The sequence below is a fragment of the Vibrio sp. 1F169 genome, from assembly GCF_041439605.1.
GTDB classification, from domain to species: Bacteria; Pseudomonadota; Gammaproteobacteria; order Enterobacterales; family Vibrionaceae; genus Vibrio; species Vibrio tasmaniensis_A.
In genome coordinates, this window is record NZ_JBGOOI010000025.1 from 41,937 (window position 1) to 61,018 (window position 19,082).

Sequence of the window (19,082 nt, forward strand, 5' to 3'; positions counted from 1 at the left end):
TATTACTTATAAGCACTAAAAGTTATTGGAAGTTATCGTAACAATACTCGCAGAACCAGATAACAACGTTCATTTTGTTAAATCGTTTCGTTGTCAATGCGCCGCTGCAGCATTAAACGTTTCTCTAAATTTAGGGGCTGTTGATCTTTCGAGCTGGGTTTTGCAGCATCTTGTGGAAAATTTATACAAGGAAGAGGCTTTGACGTGTAGCTGGCCTACATGAAAAGCCGATAACGCTGTAGAAATGAACCACAAGAGCTGCCCGAAGGGTTCGGCTAAAATCGTTTTATGCTTTGTTGAAGAATATTTGCTTAGAATGACTAGGCTACATACTCTTCGCCGCGCCTAAAACGATTTTATCTCGAACAAAACTTAACCACGAACGGTCAACAGCCCCTAGTCATCAACCCTAAACATCAGATGTAAATTGAATCCAATTAATTCAAACGATCTCACCCTCAAACCACACGAATAAAAAAACCGAGCAACTCGTGTGAGTTACTCGGTTTGACTTATTCCCGATGTATTCAGTCGTTGTTGGTATCAACGAACGATTTTGCAATCACGACTGAATTCAATGTGATGCTTCGTTCCCGCAAAGCACCACATCAACACAAGCCATCGTTAAATAACTTGCGTGTCAATCATTTACAGTTGAGCAAATGATCCTTCCCACGAGTATGTCTCACCCGCGAACTCAACAGTGTGAGTTGCTTGCTGCGTGTCTTCAGCTTGGTTTGAGATACCGTAGTGGTAAGTGTTACCAGAAGTAGTCTGAATGCGAACAACAGTCCCGACACTGTTATGGCCCACAACAGATACTGATTTAACTAGACCACGAGCGCCTACAGAGGCTTCGATAGACTCGTTAAAGTAACCATGCGTTTCTAGTACAGAAGCAAACACGTGGTTTTGACCAGACTGACGTAAGATAAGCGCAGGCTCACTCTTAAGGTTAAAGTCTGGATCGTTAGCACCAGTGCGAGCAAAGATTACTTCACTGCCCGCATTCGCGCTGGTTACTAGGCTGTAGTAGCTGCTGTCATGTAGCCAGCTCACCAGAGAGCCCTCTTGGTTCACTTTGCCTGAAGCAACGTTCCATAAGTGCTGGTAACCGTTGTCTTCACCTAGCGGCTTCAGCGTGCTTTCGATGTTGTAGTCGAAGTCAGTACGGATGATTTGACCCGAGTGGTGAACGGGTAGGTCGTACTGGTGTTCAGCGTCAGCTTCGATGCGGTATACATCAATCACTAGCGGTTTTTCGAACTCAGGAAGTTCAGCAAGAATCACGCTGCGTTGCATGTCTACGCCAGTGTAGTACTCAGAAATAGTGCCGCTCATGCCTTGTAGAGACTGGTCGTCTGCTACGAAGAAATGCTTCTGACCAAACTTAGACTCAGCCAGTGCTGTGTTGAAATTGTTCTGCGTTTTCTGATCAACCGTTACTGTGTTGTGAGCAACCGTCTGCTTACAGTAAGACTTGTTCTCTGGGATGTAACGACCACCAAACTTAGGCTCAACGTTTACCCAACGACCGAAGCCGTAATCGTGCAGCACTTCGTGGCCACGGTTGAATACGCTTAGGTGCAAGCCATCGTAGTGACCGTGGTCTAGCGCAGAGTGGTACTGGTGGTCGCTGCCGTGCTGACCAAACCAGATCAACGCCATTGTGTCGTCGTCTTGTTCGTCACGGTGACGAAGAATGCTTACGCCGCCTTTTTCGCCTTCAGGGCCGTCCGTTACAAACAGGCTACCCCAGTTGAATGCTTTGATGTCGTCTGCTGCATTGACAGCGTCAGATAGCGTTTTACCTGAAGCATGGACCCAAACATCTTGTTGGTGATTAGCCATACCAAGTAAAGTTTCAGTCTGCTCATAGCGGTGGTAACACACAGACGTTGCCATAATAACGCCTTCATCGTTAATAGAAATCGTCTTCGATGAATCGTTCAGAGCTGGCAATGTACCGTCTGGGAATGCCGTTTTGAATACCGCGTAAGACGTTGTCTTGATCACTGAGTCGTTGAATTCGTAAATACCAAGATCTGGCTGACGACGTTCAATCGCTTCTGCGAACAAGTAGATTGGACGTAGTGAGAAACGGTGGTAGTAAGGACCTTCCATGTAGTAGCCGTCTGGCGAAAACAGTTGGTCAAGTTGCGCTAAGAAACCGCCGCTTACTTTGTCGAGTTTCAGGCCGTAAAGCGCTTTGTCTACTGACTCTTGATCGTTGATTGCGTAACCACAGATACCGACTGCAGCCACTGCCCATAAACCGTGGTTGTGTACGATATCGAAGTCGTGTGCGTAAGTAACAACAAACATTTCGATCATTTGCTTAAGAAGATCGTCTTCAATCAGACGCTTTTGTTCTTCAGAAATGGTGTGGTAGATGCAGCTGTACGCACAAGAAGCGTAAAGCATCCACATGTTTTCGTTCAACGTTTGGTGGAACAGCTTACCCGGAGGGTTAGAGTCACGGCTTACGTTACTTTCAAGTGTTGGGTACACCGTCGCGTACGCAGTTAACATATCAACGATGTAATCACGGTACTTTGTTTCCTCAGTGATAAGGAACAAACGACCCGCTAGATCCATGTGGATGTAGTTTTGTTTATGACGGTTATGTTCGTAGCCGCCGCCTTCACCGTGACCTGGAACTTCAATGCCAACTTCCGCCATGTAAGCGTCAGTTTGTTTAATATCGCGAGTCAGTGCGTTACCTAAAAGGCTATCCTTGCCAAGTTCTTTACGAAGCTCTGCTGCTTCCTCAAAGTTAAGTAAAAGTGGTTGATAGCTCATTATTATTTCCCCTGCTCTGCTGTGCTTGCTAATTCTGGGTTTAAAATTGTTTCTACTGAGTAGAAGCCTGTCCAGCTGTATACTTTACCGTTCAGTTCTACTTTGTGTTCAGTGCTCTCAGTCGCACCAAGTTGGTTGCTGATCATCACTGTCACATTTGACTTCTCTGTGGTGATTTCGACGACTGAACCGACGTTTGTATGCGCTACAACCTTGATGTCTTTCACAACGCCGCGAGCATTTACTGATTGTTCGAACTCTTCGTTAAAGTAACCGTGCGTTTCTAGAACAGAAGCGAACAGTGTTGTTTCGCCTTTGCTACGTAAAATGAATGCAGGCTCTGAACGTAGGTTGAAGCTTGGATCGTTAGCACCAGTGCGAGTAAAGACAACTTCAGCATTGTCGTTAGACGTTGCGCCTAGCCAAGTGTAGTACGTGTTGTTTTGTAGCCAGCTCACAAGTGCTGTGCCCTTGACTTCACCACTTGCGACGTTCCATAAGTGTTGATAACCGAAATCGCTGCCTAGCGTGTTTAACTCTTTGTTTGCTTGGTATTCAAAGTTAGTGCGAACAATCTGACCTGCATATTGGTGTGAGTAGTCGTATTGGTGCTCGCCTTCGCCGCCTTTTGTAGAGTCTAAGCGGTAAAGGTCTAACAATAGCGGAGATTCAAGCTCTTCAAGGTTTAACATGAACACGCTGCGTTGCATGTCAAAACCTTGGTAGTGATCGTTAGCAAATGCACTCATGCCGTTGATTTTCTCGTCTTCTACTTTAAAGAAGTGAGGCAAGCCGTGTACTGAGTCTGCACGCTCAACGTCAAAGTTATTCTGACATTTTTCATCAATGGTTACTGCATTATGAGCAATCGTTTGACGTGCGTAAGATTTGTTTTCATCTAGGTAACGACCGCCGAATTTTGGCTCAACGTTCACCCAACGGCAGAAGCCGTATTCACGTAGCACTTCTTGACCTCGGTTGAAGAAAGAAATACCCAGCGTATCGAAGTTGCCGTGACCCATGCCGTGTTGGCCGTAGTTCATCACTAACTGAGAAACGTCGCCTTTCTTATCCTGCATGCGGATAAAACCTTGCGCGCCGTTGTGACCTTCAGGGCCTTCGTTCAATTCAACACTTGGCCAGAAAGGCATGCCGATTTCTTTTTCAACAGAAGCCGCTTCGTATGCTTTAGATAACTCAAGACCACATGGGTGCATCCATACTGCGTCTTGAATCTTCGCCATACCAAGAATGTTTTGATCTACGCCGTTTTCTGAAGAGTAATGTTTGCTGTAAACACTGACGGCAACTTGAACACCCATGTCTGTGATGCCCATTGTGCGAGATGCATCGTTCAGAGCCGGGAATTCACCGTTCGGGTACGCTGTCGCCAGCATTGCTTGTACTGTGTTACCAATCACGCCGCCTTTGTAGTTGTAGATATCAACTTCAGGCATATGACGGTGAATCACTTCAGCGAACACACACGTTGGGCGAATCGCGTAACGGTGGTAGTAAGGACCTTCCATGTAATAACCAGAAGGTGCAAACAGTTGAGAGATTTGAGCTAGAAAGCCGCCAGTATCGTTACGGTCGATGCCGTACACTGACATTTCAAGGTACTCGCGCTTGCCTAGAGCAAGACCACAGATACCCACAGCGGCTACTGCCCAAATACCGTGGTTGTGAATGCGGTCGAAGTCGTGTGCGTATTTAACCGTAAACATTTCTAGCATTGGTTCGAAAATGCGCGATTCAATGTTGTCACGCTGCTCTTGTGTCAGTGTTGAAGCAACACAAGAGTAAGCCAAGCTTGAGAACATTAACCAGCAGTGTTCGTTCAAGATTTGGTGGAACAAACGACCTGTAGGGTTAGTGTTTTTCTGTACGTGGTAATCAAACGTTAGATATTTGTCCGCGTACTCTTCTAGTAGTTCTGTAACAAAGTCAGCGTACTTTTGCTCTTTAGTGATCAAGAACATGCGACCAGCTAAGTTCATGTACGTGTAGTTTTGCTTATGGCGGTTATGCTCGTAACCACCCGCTTCTCCGTGACCAGGAACATCAATAGGTAAGCACATGAACGCTTCTAGGTCTTTCGCGTTCGCTGCAATGGTTTTGCCCATTAAGCTAGAACGGCCCACTTCAAGGTGAAGTTGCTCTATTTCTGCTTCAGTCAACAATACTGGTTTAGTCGTCATATTCTTTGTCACCCTCAATAAAGAGTTTATCGGTTTAAACTTTGATTAAATTTTCAAACTCCATATAAAGTAATACAATATTAGCTTTAATTGTACCTATTCGTCGCAAAATGATGAGCAGAATCACATAAACCCGCATAAGCTATTGATATGAATAGATAACACTAAACATCAGGCATTTGTTAAGTTGTTGATTTATTTGCGCTATATAAAGTATCGCTTGATCAATATCACACAACGCTAGATATATTGTATTACAATTAACCTCATTCCCTTATGATGAACACAGTTAAGTAACACTTAAAAGATTTAAACAGATTAGGAGATACACAATGAACTCTTTCTTTATTCTAGATGAAAACCCATGGGAAGAATTGGGCGGTGGTATCAAGCGTAAAATCGTCGCGTACACTGACGATCTTATGGCTGTACACCTATGTTTTGATAAGGGCGCAATTGGCCATCCTCATACTCACGAAATTCACGACCAAATCGGTTATGTTGTTCGTGGTAGCTTCGAAGCTGAAATCGAAGGTGAAAAGAAAGTGCTTAAAGAAGGCGATGCTTACTTCGCGCGTAAACACATGATGCACGGCGCCGTTGCTCTAGAGCAAGACAGCATCCTTCTTGATATCTTCAATCCTGCGCGTGAAGATTTCCTAAAATAATAACTAGCGCAACCTCAGTTGCTAAGGTAAGCATATGAAATCATTAAACATCGCGGTCATTGGCGAGTGCATGGTTGAGCTACAACAGAAACAAGACGGGCTTCAGCAGAGTTTTGGTGGCGATACACTGAATACAGCACTTTACTTGTCTCGCTTAACAAAAGAGCAAGATATCAACACGAGCTACGTAACAGCACTAGGCACTGACCCATTCAGTACCGACATGTTAGAAAAGTGGCAAGCGGAAGGTATCGACACTAGCTTAATTGCTCAGCTTGATCACAAACAACCAGGGCTTTACTACATCGAGACCGATGAAACTGGTGAACGCAGTTTCCACTACTGGCGTAATGATGCTGCAGCAAAATTCATGTTTGACCAGCAAGACACGCCTGCTCTACTTGATAAGCTATTTTCTTTTGACGCGGTTTACCTAAGTGGTATTACGCTTGCTATCTTGACAGAGAACGGACGCGCACAGCTATTCAGCTTCTTAGACAAATTCAAAGCTCAAGGCGGCCAAGTATTCTTCGACAATAACTTTCGTCCAAAACTTTGGGAAAGCCAACAAGAAGCGATTTCTTGGTACTTGAAGATGCTTAAGTACACCGACACAGCGCTACTGACGTTCGATGACGAGCAAGAGCTGTACGGTGACGAAAGCATTGAACAGTGTATTGCACGTACGTCTGAGTCTGGTGTGAAAGAGATCATCATTAAGCGTGGCGCGAAAGACTGCCTAGTGGTTGAAAGCCAAAGTGCTCAGTACGTTGCACCAAACCCAGTAGACAGCATCGTTGATACAACAGCGGCTGGCGATTCGTTCAGTGCAGGCTTCTTGGCTAAACGCTTGAGCGGTGGCAATGCGCGTGATGCAGCATTAGCAGGTCACATTGTGGCAGGGACTGTGATTCAGCATCCAGGTGCTATCATTCCTCTAGAAGCGACCCCTGATTTGTCTCTATAATTGCGCACTTTAACTATTAATCAAGGGTTTGCTTAGTTGAAAGCAGACCCATTATTAACGTGAGAAAGAATTCATGACTACATTAAATGAACAACTAGCAAACCTAAAAGTAATCCCTGTAATCGCTATCAACCGTGCTGAAGATGCCATCCCCCTAGGCAAGGCACTGGTTGAAAACGGCATGCCATGTGCAGAAATCACACTGCGTACAGAATGTGCAATCGAAGCGATTCGCATCATGCGTAAAGAATTCCCAGACATGCTAATCGGTTCAGGTACTGTACTGACTAACGAGCAAGTTGACGCATCTATCGAAGCTGGCGTTGATTTCATCGTAAGCCCAGGTTTTAACCCTCGTACAGTTCAATACTGTATCGATAAAGGTGTCGCAATTGTACCGGGTGTTAACAACCCAAGCCTAGTTGAACAAGCAATGGAAATGGGCCTTCGCACGTTGAAGTTCTTTCCTGCTGAGCCTTCTGGCGGTACAGGTATGCTTAAAGCACTAACAGCAGTTTACCCTGTTAAATTTATGCCTACTGGTGGCGTAAGCTTGAAGAATGTAGATGAATACCTATCGATCCCTTCTGTTCTTGCGTGTGGCGGTACTTGGATGGTTCCAACTAACCTTATCGACGAAGGTAAGTGGGACGAACTAGGCAAGCTTGTTCGTGACGCTGTCGAGCTAGTCAATAGATAGGTTCGCGTTAACCGGCTGACACTTGTTCAACGACGAAAGCGAGCTCTGTGCTCGCTTTTTTATTACGTGATATAAAGTGGACACACCTATTTTATTTTTAACCATACTTATTAGAGTTTTGTCACTTCTAAATCAACACGCTCGCTCAACTAACCCCTATAACCACATGGACATTTGTATTATTATTTTAAATGCTTACTTTCAAGCATTTATCCGACGACAACGATGAAGTTTGAAATAATTGCAAAAAATTAAGCTCTTAAACGGCTTTAAGTGCCATCTATGATGAAATAAACATGCGCCCCAGATCACGCTAAAGACATATTGTAGTACAAATAAACATACGAAAGGAGTAATCTAGGTGTCAGTTAATTATGAAACTTAAAAGGCTGAAAAGATGACTATTGATACTTTTGTTGTTCTCGCCTACTTCTTCTTTTTAATCGCGATTGGTTGGATGTTCCGTAAGTTCACCACCTCTACAAGTGATTACTTCAGAGGGGGCGGCAAAATGTTGTGGTGGATGGTTGGTGCAACCGCCTTCATGACACAGTTTTCAGCATGGACGTTTACAGGTGCCGCAGGACGCGCGTTCAATGACGGTTTCGTTATTGTAATCCTATTCTTAGCCAATGCTTTTGGCTACTTCATGAACTATATGTACTTCGCTCCAAAGTTCCGCCAACTTCGTGTGGTAACGGCGATCGAAGCCATTCGTCAACGCTTTGGTAAAACGTCTGAACAGTTCTTCACATGGGCAGGTATGCCTGACAGTCTTATCTCTGCAGGTATCTGGCTAAACGGTCTCGCTATCTTCGTAGCTGCTGTATTCAACATCCCAATGGAAGCAACCATTGTGGTAACGGGTATGGTTCTAGTATTGATGGCAGTAACAGGCGGCTCTTGGGCGGTTGTTGCTTCTGACTTCATGCAAATGCTTGTAATCATGGCCGTGACAATCACTTGTGCGGTTGCGGCTTACTTCCACGGTGGTGGCTTAACTAACATCGTTGCTAACTTCGACGGCGACTTCATGTTAGGTAACAACCTAAACTACATGAGCATCTTCATCCTTTGGGTTGTGTTCATCTTCGTGAAGCAATTCGGTGTAATGAACAACAGCATCAACGCTTACCGTTACCTATGTGCAAAAGACAGTGAAAACGCACGTAAAGCGGCAGGCCTAGCATGTATCCTTATGGTTGTTGGTCCACTAATTTGGTTCCTACCACCATGGTACGTAAGTGCATTCATGCCTGAGTTCGCATTAGAGTACGCTTCAATGGGTGATAAAGCGGGTGATGCTGCTTACCTAGCATTCGTACAGAACGTAATGCCAGCAGGTATGGTTGGTCTTCTTATGTCAGCAATGTTCGCTGCAACGATGTCTTCTATGGATTCAGGTTTGAACCGTAACGCTGGTATCTTTGTAATGAACTTCTACAGCCCGATTCTTCGTCAAAATGCGACTCAGAAAGAGCTGGTTATTGTAAGTAAGCTAACGACTATTATGATGGGTGTTATCATCATCGCGATTGGCTTGTTCATTAACTCTCTACGTCACTTGAGCTTGTTCGATATCGTAATGAACGTAGGTGCGTTAATTGGCTTCCCAATGCTTATCCCTGTACTACTTGGTATGTGGATTCGTAAGACGCCTGACTGGGCTGGTTGGTCTACTCTCGTGGTTGGTGGTTTCGTTTCTTACATCTTCGGTATCTCGCTTCAAGCAGAAGACATCGAGCACCTATTCGGTATGGAAACAGCGCTTACTGGCCGTGAATGGAGCGACTTGAAAGTAGGTCTTAGCTTAGCTGCTCACGTAGTGTTTACTGGTGGTTACTTCATGCTAACTTCTCGCTTCTACAAAGGCCTATCGCCTGAACGTGAGAAAGAAGTTGACCAACTATTCACTAACTGGAACACACCATTAGTAGCGGAAGGTGAAGAGCAACAAAACCTAGATACTAAACAGCGTTCAATGCTTGGTAAGCTTATCAGCACAGCAGGTTTCGGTATCCTAGCAATGGCTCTGATTCCAAACGAACCAACAGGACGCTTGTTGTTCCTACTATGTGGTTCGATGGTACTAACCGTTGGTATCCTACTGGTTAATGCGGCCAAAAACCCTGCAAAAAAGCTAAATGATGGAGCGATTCTCAAATAGTATAGAGAAAGAACACTATTCGCTTAGCTGATATAACACATAAAATAATGCCCATGCTTTCCCCCGACAGCATGGGCTTTTTGTTGTTTTATCGAGGCTATTGGTTTATCGGGGCTCATTTAGCAAGATTTAATAACAAATAGGCCAGCATTGCTGGCCTATTTCGTTATGGTTTAGTTATTCACTTCTAATCACTAGCGCTTATCAATTGAGCGTTAACCGTGAGTCATAACATTCTGCTGTACTAGCGCATCCAGAATATCAGAAGGCATGGTGCCATTTAACGTCAGCTGAGGCGCAAGATCTTCAACCACAATCACTTGTTCTGTCGTGCCTAAGCCATCAGGGTTAATCGTAAGCTCAATATCATCCCCGTCGACCTTCGCATCAATGTGTTGCAGCAGTGTTGTTATATCTGGTGAGGCACTTTTCAGCTCAGGTAACACTTCTCTTAGATCGAGTTGGTCTCCTTCAGATAGGCTAAAGTCGGTAATCGTATCTTCGACACCATCTTCGATGTTGAACCATACAAACGAATCCATACCGTCGCCACCAGTCAGAATATCGGAACCGTCTCCACCGATGAGAGTGTCGTTACCATCACCGCCAACTAACGTATCGTCACCCGAACCTCCTTCCAGACGATCATTTCCAGAACCTGCTGTCAGGTCGATATTGCCAGCCCCTGCCAATAACTGAACATCGTCGGTTTCTGTCGCTAAATCGATATCAACACCGTTAGACACAATGTTCAAATTGAGGTCTATCGAAGCCGATGTTGCGGTATCGCTGTTATCTAGCTCTTCTGAAACCGCCTCCACTTTGAGTGTGTAGCTTCCCGGCGTATCAGAAAGCCCGACCACTTTCACAGTGTCAATCGCATCCGCCGTAGCAATCCAAATACCACCACCGACATCAGTCACTGAACCCACATCACTCGTAATTTGAGCACCAGCAGGCACATCACTGATACGTAGCGTTAGCTCTTCCGTAATATCGGTCAAGGCTGCAATAATACCAACCAAAGGAACGCCACTAGCGCTTACAGACTGGTTGGCGGTGATATTTCTGACGTAGTTAGACGCAGTATCAATCGACAAGGTCGGCGCATTCGCCACAGGAGTTACTGCGATATCATAGATAACAGGCGTGGTTTCAATGACGATACCAGAAGGGTTTCCGCTATCTTTCGCGATGACTTCCAAGCCAATGCTATTGGTTGGAGACAAGCTCGCATCCAGATAAACACCCGCAGGGCTAGTCGGTGTGTCAATCAATGCATTTAGGTCGCTCAAGGTACCTACTAAGATGACCGAACCTGTGTTGTTGCCATTCACCATCACAGTTGTCACGGCAGGCAGCGACACATTTAACGTTCCGTAATCCACCGTCAAAGTGACCGTCATCAAGTCATTAGAAAATGAATCAATATAATCAGGATCACTGACATTGATGCCACTCAGCAGCTGACCCGATTCTTCATCAACAAAATCAGTGACATTGTCACCATTAACAACAGGTGTATCGTTAACACCTTGTACCACAACGCTGATTTCCGCGGTATCCGTTAAGAAATCATTTGAGCCATTGGTTGTACCGTTATCTTCTACGGTATAGGTGAATGTAACATCGCCATTGTAATCATCAGCTGCCGTGAATACCCAGTATGGGCCATTAATCGAATTGTCATCCGCCCCACCAACGTTCTCAAACTTCTGAATTTGCCCCTGACCTTGATCGATTTCGACCTTAGTTACCGTAATGGCATGCCCCTCAGGGTCTGTCGTCGCTGTAACCAGGTCTTCAGCTTTGATGATTAGCTGACCTTCTTCAAGCATGGTGCCCAAATCAATATCGGTTGCCACTGGTTGGTCATTAACTTCTGTAACTACAAGGCTGATTTCCGCACTGCCCACTTTGAAGTCCGGCGAACCGTCGGTTGTACCATCATCGATAATGGAGTAATTGAATTTGACGTCTCCATTATAATCATCAGCTGCCGTGAACACCCAGTATGGACCATTAATCGAATTGTCATCCGCCCCAGCAATGTTCTCAAACCTCTGAAGCTGACCTTGACCTTGATTTTGAGTAAGGCTGATATCTGTTACGGTAAGGTTATGATTTTCGATATCAGAGCTTGCCGTAATCAAGTCACCCTCAACAATCACGATTTGGCCATCTTCCGGAATCGAGCCCAAATCAACATTGGCCGCTATCGGAGCATCATTATATTCCGTCACTTTAATAGTGAAGGTAGTTTGATTCGTTTGAGCGGTATTCGGATCACCCGCATCAATCAAACCGTTATTACCACCGTCATCGATCGTAGCATTAATGGTCACTAACCCACCCTGATTGAGATAGTTCTGATCCGGGTCCGGTTTGAACGTAACCTCGCCATTAGTTAGCGCTGCATTGATGTCAGCTTCTTTACCTGTCATGACAAGTGAGCCATCAGCCTGCAATACAAATGTCACACCATTGGATTGAGTGCTTGGGAGTACAAACTCGCCCTGTGCACCCGGCAGTGTTTGGTCAACTTTTAGCGTCAGTACATACGGTGCATCTGGATTATCAAAGTTTGCGTCGATATCGTAGATACTAAAGTTGTTGATTGCCACACCAGTAGAGTCTTCTGTCGTTTCAAGGTTAGTCACATTGACAAAGGTCGGTTGATTGTTGATAGGATCAATCACTAAATCAACATTGAAACTCGTTGGTGTGCCTAAATGCTCCGTGTTATCAGCATCTGTATCCACAGAACGAACGGTAATCTGCAGTGGACCATTAATACCCAAAGCATTACCTGTATCACTATTATGTTCGCCAGAGTTAAATACGATCTTATCTAACGACTGAGCTGGAACGTTTAGTGTCCAGAGTTGCGTCGCTGGATCATAGCTACCTATAGTGGTTCCGTCAGGGTAGTAGATAGAAGCATCTTGAGGAACACCTGCCACTTCGACTCGAAGGGTTTCGGGTGCATTTTCGGTATACGTTCCGCTTCCTGTGGCCGACAACTCTTTATCTAAAATAGTCGCATTGATTTCGATATCAATATTCTGCCCTTCGTTGCCTGTTACAGAGTCCGTAGGATTGGTATCAACATCGTCACCAACAGGCACCACATGCAGTTTGAAGCTTGGTAAGTTTGCAGCCGCAGTCGGTACGCCAAGTAGCGACTCTTGAGTGAACACTTCAACACCAAACTCAGCAGTACCACTGAAGTTTTTAGGCGGTAAAATCGAAATTTCACTTAAGTCGAATGAAAGTCCAGAAGCTTGAGGCAATTGAACACTCCACTCACCGCCACCGTTGTTTTTCACAGTGTAAGCAGAACCAGCATCTACACGCATCTGGAAGCCATCAGGGACATCGGTGAACTTAATCGATACAAACTGTTCTGATCCATCAAGGTCAGTCAGTGCAATCGATACAGGTCCTGTACCTGACAAGGAAATAAGCTGGTCTTCGTTGCCGGTAATCTCGATTACATCAGGATCACTACCCGGTCCAGAGACATGTACATCATCAACAACCGGAACAACATCAAAACGAACACTTGTATTGAAGGTATCGGAGTCGGTTGCAGTGCCTACCGGAAAAGCAGAATCATTGTAGGTTGCGGTATCTGTAACTGTACCACTTACATTAATCTGCACTTGGTTAATATCATTTCCAGTTGGGTAGTTTTCTATCGCCCTAAAGAGGACATTATCGAGCGCCCCCGCCGCGATTTCAGCTTGATTAAACGTGACTGAGGTACCAAGTGAGGTACCCGTATTGTCATAGAATGCCCCTATTGAAGGGTCATCCAACGTCAAAGTAATGGATGCAAACGCCTCTTGCCCCCCTTCGACGCCTGATACCTGATCCGAAATAGTCGAATTGAAGTCGAGTTGAATGTAGGTGTCTTCGTAACCCACCGGATCTTGTCCAGCCTGACCGTCGTTATCAACAGGATTAAAGGCATCATCAAGCGAACCGACGACATTCACCTCAATCGTAGGGTCCGTCTCTGCATCTGGCGCGACTTTGATGACGACGTCGGTAACTAACGTTTTCTCATCACCAGAGAGCGTATCTTTGGTCACTATGGTTAGTGGTAATCTAAAGTCACCAGAGTAGTCTGCCGGCAAGTTAAGTAACAGCCCTGAGAAATCAGTTGGAACGCCCTGTTCAACGGTTGTTTCGAATACATATTTTCCATTAACAAAATCGACTTCACTGCTTCCCGCTAAACTAATTGGGAAAGTGCCTCCTGGGTTAATGGTCACGGAGTCATCAATGATAATGGTCACTTGGTCTACCGAAGCATCTTCTCCAGAGAAAGTGATCACACCATTTAGTGCTGCACCTAAATCAAGTTGCGTGTCTTCGATAGCGTCGACAACACTATTAGCATCCATTGTAATGTTAGCTGCAACCTCGCCTCCCCCAACAAGTACTTCTGGAAATGATAATGTCACTTCGCCTTCCCGAATAACGGCAGGAGATGACTCAACCTCAACACCATCACCGCGATCAACCACCGTACTAAAGATAGTCATCTTGATGTCATTGAATACGTCTGGAAGATTAGAAATAGGAGGGAAACCAAGACCATTAGGAGCACTGATACTAAACAAGTCCTCATTCGTCACAACCCAACGACCATCGCCTTCATAAGCCGCGCCAATAACGAGTAATTGATTCAATACGTCATCTGATAATGGAGTCTTATTCGGGTCATTATTCGTTAATTGAATAACCAGTTGGTCGACTTCCTCAATAGCAGATGATGCATCGGTTTCTTGATATCGAATAACAAATTCATCCGTGGCGGACGGATTGTCGCTGTTGGTTGTAAACTTGAGTACACCAGTCAAAGGATCGGCGCTCACCGTACCCAAAGAACCAGTTCCAGCCACGTCGTCGACGATAAGCTGATTATCGATGCCATCATGAGTCTCAACAACGGGTCTTACGATAACATTGATCGTACCTTTAACCGTCGCAGTCGCAATACCCTCACCTGGGTTAGAAGAGTCCACATATTCGTGATCACGCTCCTCAACGTCTACCTCTGTCGTCAATGTGAAATCAACGCTAGAGTCCGTTGGCGGAGTCATTTGAATAAAGTTATTCGCTAGTGCAATTTGGGTAAATTGTTCCGGCGTCTGATTCGCGTCTTTAGGGGTAATCGTTAACGTACCCGCACCATCATTCACAACAGTCACATCACCATTTACGGTGGGTGTGACACCCGGTGGAATACCGAAAATCTTAATTGAAGTGAAATGCTCATCTGAGTCGATATAGTCAACGCCTTCAGGATGCCAATCGATGTTGATAGCCGTATCTTCGTTCCCGTTTGTGACGTTGTTGTAGGTTGTTGAGGTATCGATGATAGGCTCAACCAACACTCGAATTTCTTGATCAAAAGAAAGTGTGTGACCGTCGTTTTCCGTTACGATCACTTTGCCTTGAATGTGGATATTCTCGGTCGAAGAGTCGACAGGTCGAATACGAATACCTGACGTTGTACCCGCCTCCGTAATATTAGCTTCGTAGATAGGTTTTGATAAATCAGGGCTACCACCCGGTCCGGTTTCGTAACCCACAAAGTTAAGATCAATAACCGTACCGTCACCATCCTCAATTATAACGCCATCAGGAATACCCGATAAGATGACCGTTATTGATTCGGAACCATCATCCGGTAATGGTGTAGTGCCAGTGTCAGGCTTTCTCTCACCCGACAATACCGTGAAGTCAAGCAGAGCAAAGCTGTCGCCGTTTTGACTCTCTTGAATCGTCGTTTGAACACCGCTTGCACTACCATCTGTAATTGCGGTCCAATCGGTACCATTCGTCCCACCATAAGGTGTGTCAGCAACTCCTTTCACTTCAACGTTAACCGTTTTAGTACCGAGTATTTCTACATCGACTTGTTGTGGGTTGGTTGACAGGTTTGCAGTGTCCTTCACTACACCTGTAACATCAAAAGTGAAATCCACATTGCTGTGTTTAGTTGGAACCACCTCAACGTTAGCCAAATCGGAATACGCTATTTCGTGGTAATTGGTACCACTGACAATAGGAACTACCGTGGTTGTACCCACAAAGTAAAGCACTGCGCCTTCTGTAATATTGCTGATACGAACAAACAGTTCTTCAGAGCCATCCGTATCGACCGACCCTGTCATGGTGATGACTTCGTCTAGCGTGAATGCATCTTTGTTAGCTAGCGGACCTATGTAATCAGGATCATCTATATTGTCTTCGTTAATCTGAATACGATTAACACTGAACTTTCCAGCATCCGCGTCAGCGGTGACATCAATAATGATGTTTTGCTCTACAGAACGGGCCTCAGTTTTATCATTTGCTCCGCCGTTGGCAGTATCTTCATAAGGATTCAGTGTTTCTTCTGTAACCGCTGTTGCTTTGAATTTAATCTGACCCGAGAAATTATCAATAGGGTTAACCACGGTGGTGTTAATGTCTTCTGCTGCTATTTTATATACACCATCCGCCGTCAGAGTATGCACATTGCCGTCTTTATCAAGAAGCTCAAACTTCCCGTCGCCTTCGATAACTTCTAACTCATAGGTGATCGTTTCAGTTTGAGTGTTATCTTGTGATTCTGCATTCAGCTGTAGTGTGACATTGTCTTCATCTTCGTTGACTTGATACTGATAAGTGCTATTACCATCATCCCAAGTAGCAATATCCGCTACCGCTTCAATCTCGATTTTGAAGCTTGAGTTTACTTTGTGGTCAAGAGTGCCTCCATTATCGATCTCCAATTGATAGCGGATCTCAACACCATTACTATCTGAACCATAGTTTTGGTCAGGGACAAAGAACAGGTTATCGATAGTCGCAATAGTTTGTCTGACTTCACTCGGGTTTAATGCAAAGCTTTGTTGCATTTGAGGCGGTCCAAATAATATTTGACCGTTAGTTTCAGGCGTTAACTTGTGATACTCACCACCCTCAAAGTAATAGAACGTGCCTCTATGGTTACTGTTTTTTATAATCAGTTGACCGATAGACTCGCTGTTATCCCTGTCATTCAGGTTAACCTGAAGCGCAACTTGAGCTGGTGCATTAGGTAAACCGCTTTGGTTGTCTTGTATATTTTCAAGAATCGGAGCATTACCTGCAGCATATGGTATTGTTGAGTCTCTACCCGCATCCTCAAAGGTGGTCACTGTCAGCGCGATTTTCGACGAATTCCTATCCGTAATAGTGATGTCCAAGGGTGTCGATGACGTATCTGAATCGCCATCCTTCGCTGTTACATTAATAGAGAAATTAATTTCATCACCAACATGCTCTAAGTAATTATTGGCTCTAAACTCAATCTCACCATTTGAGTTTATTTTCAGTCGACCCAGCTCTCGAGGATCAACAGCGCCATTGATCTGCTCGTATACTCGTACCTCTTGAGTACCACTATTTAAATCGAAATCACTACTGTAAGGCCCATTGTTCCCTGAACGGAAAACAATTCCACTTCCGTCAAAGGCCTCAATTTTGCTCAGTTCAGCGCCATCAGCGCCTACATCAGTGGCATCAGCAAACATATCGACTATAGAACCGCGATAACCCTGACCTTCAACACGAGTAATCGATTGTGTTGTCACTAATGGAACATCATCCGTCACCGTGATCTTCAGATCGATCGCATTCGATTGGTCGTGATCAAAATCTTCAGCAACGATGGAGAAATCAAGATTTATCGTATTCTCGTTTTCAGCGTCAGGGTGCTTCAGTGGTTTAAATAATTCGAATTGATAGCTGTTATCAGAGGTATCGAAAACAATCTCAAACACCGCTTCATTGCTGGTCACAGTTTGAGCAACGTATGTGGATTTTGTGCCGCTTTGTGAAACAGCTAGCCACTCTAAGCTTTCTCCATCGGAGGTTAAACCGGTCAAGACTAAATCTTCATCAACCAGTTCATACTTCACAACGCCATCGGCACCTTCATCGACGGTGAACAGTCCATTGATGATAGTGTCGTCAGATTGATCCGAACCTATGCCTGAAAGGTCGTCTTCATCAACAACCGTTTCGCCCGTCGGCGGCGCCATTACCGGAACATCATCAATGACTTGAATTGGTAGTTGATACTGGTTGGAGTCATCGCCATCACCGTCTACCGCCACAACATTAAATGGTATGGTTAGGTCATTTGATCCAGTAGCGTGATTTAGAGGGCCAAGTAAAGTGAATGTGTATGACCCATCGTTACCCAGTGCAAGAGTAAAAATCGGAGTCCCGCTTGTGGTCGCACCTTGGTAGGTAGTTGTGTTCGCAGCCCCAGTGACCTCAGTGATCGAAATCGCTTCATTGCCTGATGTCAGAGTAGTTTCTAGAGTGGCTACGTTACGCAGTTCGTAAACCTCTACTTGGTCTGCACTTTCTGTGGTCACAAACGAGCCTGTCGCTTGAGCCACAACAGAGCCTAAATCATCTTCATCAACAACAAACGTACTCGCAACTGTTGTATCCGTAATGACGGGTACATCATCAGTAATAGTCACCGTAAGAGGCTTAATTACTGAATCCGTATTGTCTTGGTCGACCGCAATAACTGGCAAAGTGAAGATTTGAACGTTATTACCTTGCACAGGCAGGTGATCTAACTCTTCTAACAATGTGAAGGTATATTGACCAAGCACCAAACTATCAAAAGTGATGGTGAAAATGTCCGTTTGGACACCACCGTTTTCTACGAAGCCAATATAATTGTCGCTGTTTAGAGGATCTTCTTTTAGCTTAACAACCAGACCATCCGATTTTAGGTCCCCAGTTGTGTTGAACTGCGCAGTATCAATACGGAAGTGGTTCACATCATCACTACCAGATGTAAACGTCATTGTTCCGGTTTGAGTGACCGTTATGCTCGGAGAGGTGCCATCAAGCAGGTTTGCTTCAGCCAAAGCGACTGGTGGTATGTTATCAATAACAGGCGGAGCACCATCTGAAATAGTAAGCGTAACGGTCGACGTGACTTCGTCACCATCTTTATCTTCAGACGTGACCGTAATCGTCTTAACAATATCGCCCCCTGAATGATTGAGGTTGCGATTAGGTTCGAAACGGACATCACCTTCCAGAGTGATATACAGTTTACCTTCAGCAACAGGGAAAACCTGCTCTCCAGTTGTCCCCTGAATTAACGTGTACACGTTGTTATCGTAAGTAAACTGGGTAATCGTTGCCCCGTCGGCACTTTGGTTTGGCATCACATCAACAGTGCCTGTCGTGACAACACCAGCGGCTAAATCTGCAACCGTTGGTTCCGTAATGCTCAGCGTTTGATTTTGCATGCCTTGAACGTCATCGCTGACCGTTACTTTCAATGGCGACATCAATGAGTCATCACCATCGCGGTCTACCGCATAAACGGGCAGTTCAAAGCTCAAGTCATTATTTGCTTGGCCATCAGCATGATCCAATGCTTCAAGTAGCGTAAAGGTGTATTCACCCACCGTGCTAGTAGAGAAGCTAATAGTAAAGACCGGAACTTCTGGGTTGGCTCCGTCTTTCACAAAGCCGATGTACCCCCCAGTCGTGT

7 protein-coding genes are annotated in these 19,082 nt (G+C 45.0%); 4 read left to right on the forward strand and 3 right to left on the reverse strand.

Annotated features, from left to right (window positions below):
* Window positions 1-648 precede the first annotated feature (648 nt).
* Both ACED53_RS11825 and ACED53_RS11830 read right to left on the reverse strand, forming a co-directional pair.
* Window positions 649-2,802, reverse strand: coding sequence for a heparinase II/III family protein (locus ACED53_RS11825; RefSeq protein ID WP_017101678.1), 2,154 nt, complete (start codon window positions 2,800-2,802; stop codon window positions 649-651).
* 2 nt (window positions 2,803-2,804) lie between these two features.
* The gene (locus tag ACED53_RS11830) at window positions 2,805-5,003 is read right to left on the reverse strand and encodes a heparinase II/III family protein (RefSeq protein ID WP_029225577.1); all 2,199 of its coding nucleotides are present in this window, start codon (window positions 5,001-5,003) and stop codon (window positions 2,805-2,807) included.
* A gap of 332 nt (window positions 5,004-5,335) precedes the next feature.
* Between ACED53_RS11830 and ACED53_RS11835 the strand changes: the two genes are divergently transcribed.
* From ACED53_RS11835 to ACED53_RS11850, 4 genes are all read left to right on the forward strand, one after another.
* Entirely contained in the window at window positions 5,336-5,671 is a 336-nt protein-coding gene (locus ACED53_RS11835) for a cupin domain-containing protein (RefSeq protein WP_009846518.1), read from the forward strand.
* Between the two features lie 34 nt (window positions 5,672-5,705).
* Window positions 5,706-6,638, forward strand: coding sequence for a sugar kinase (locus ACED53_RS11840; protein ID WP_009846517.1), 933 nt, complete (start codon window positions 5,706-5,708; stop codon window positions 6,636-6,638).
* Between the two features lie 73 nt (window positions 6,639-6,711).
* On the forward strand, window positions 6,712-7,338 hold the full coding sequence (locus ACED53_RS11845; protein WP_009846516.1) for a bifunctional 4-hydroxy-2-oxoglutarate aldolase/2-dehydro-3-deoxy-phosphogluconate aldolase: 627 nt from the start codon (window positions 6,712-6,714) through the stop codon (window positions 7,336-7,338).
* Between the two features lie 397 nt (window positions 7,339-7,735).
* Entirely contained in the window at window positions 7,736-9,505 is a 1,770-nt protein-coding gene (locus ACED53_RS11850; RefSeq protein ID WP_009846515.1) for a sodium:solute symporter family protein, read from the forward strand.
* Between the two features lie 215 nt (window positions 9,506-9,720).
* On the opposite strand, the gene ACED53_RS11855 is transcribed toward ACED53_RS11850, so the two are convergent.
* The coding region (locus ACED53_RS11855) for a cadherin-like domain-containing protein (RefSeq protein WP_371715264.1) at window positions 9,721-19,082 on the reverse strand (9,362 nt) is incomplete at its 5' end.

Bases quoted from the DNA above. Each gene is read 5' to 3' on its own strand.
- ACED53_RS11825 (WP_017101678.1), bottom strand. From the start codon at position 2,802: ATGAGCTATCAACCACTTTTACTTAACTTTGAGGAAGCAGCAGAGCTT.
- ACED53_RS11845 (WP_009846516.1), top strand. From the start codon at position 6,712: ATGACTACATTAAATGAACAACTAGCAAACCTAAAAGTAATCCCTGTA.
- ACED53_RS11835 (WP_009846518.1), top strand. From the start codon at position 5,336: ATGAACTCTTTCTTTATTCTAGATGAAAACCCATGGGAAGAATTGGGC.
- ACED53_RS11850 (WP_009846515.1), top strand. From the start codon at position 7,736: ATGACTATTGATACTTTTGTTGTTCTCGCCTACTTCTTCTTTTTAATC.
- ACED53_RS11840 (WP_009846517.1), top strand. From the start codon at position 5,706: ATGAAATCATTAAACATCGCGGTCATTGGCGAGTGCATGGTTGAGCTA.
- ACED53_RS11830 (WP_029225577.1), bottom strand. From the start codon at position 5,003: ATGACGACTAAACCAGTATTGTTGACTGAAGCAGAAATAGAGCAACTT.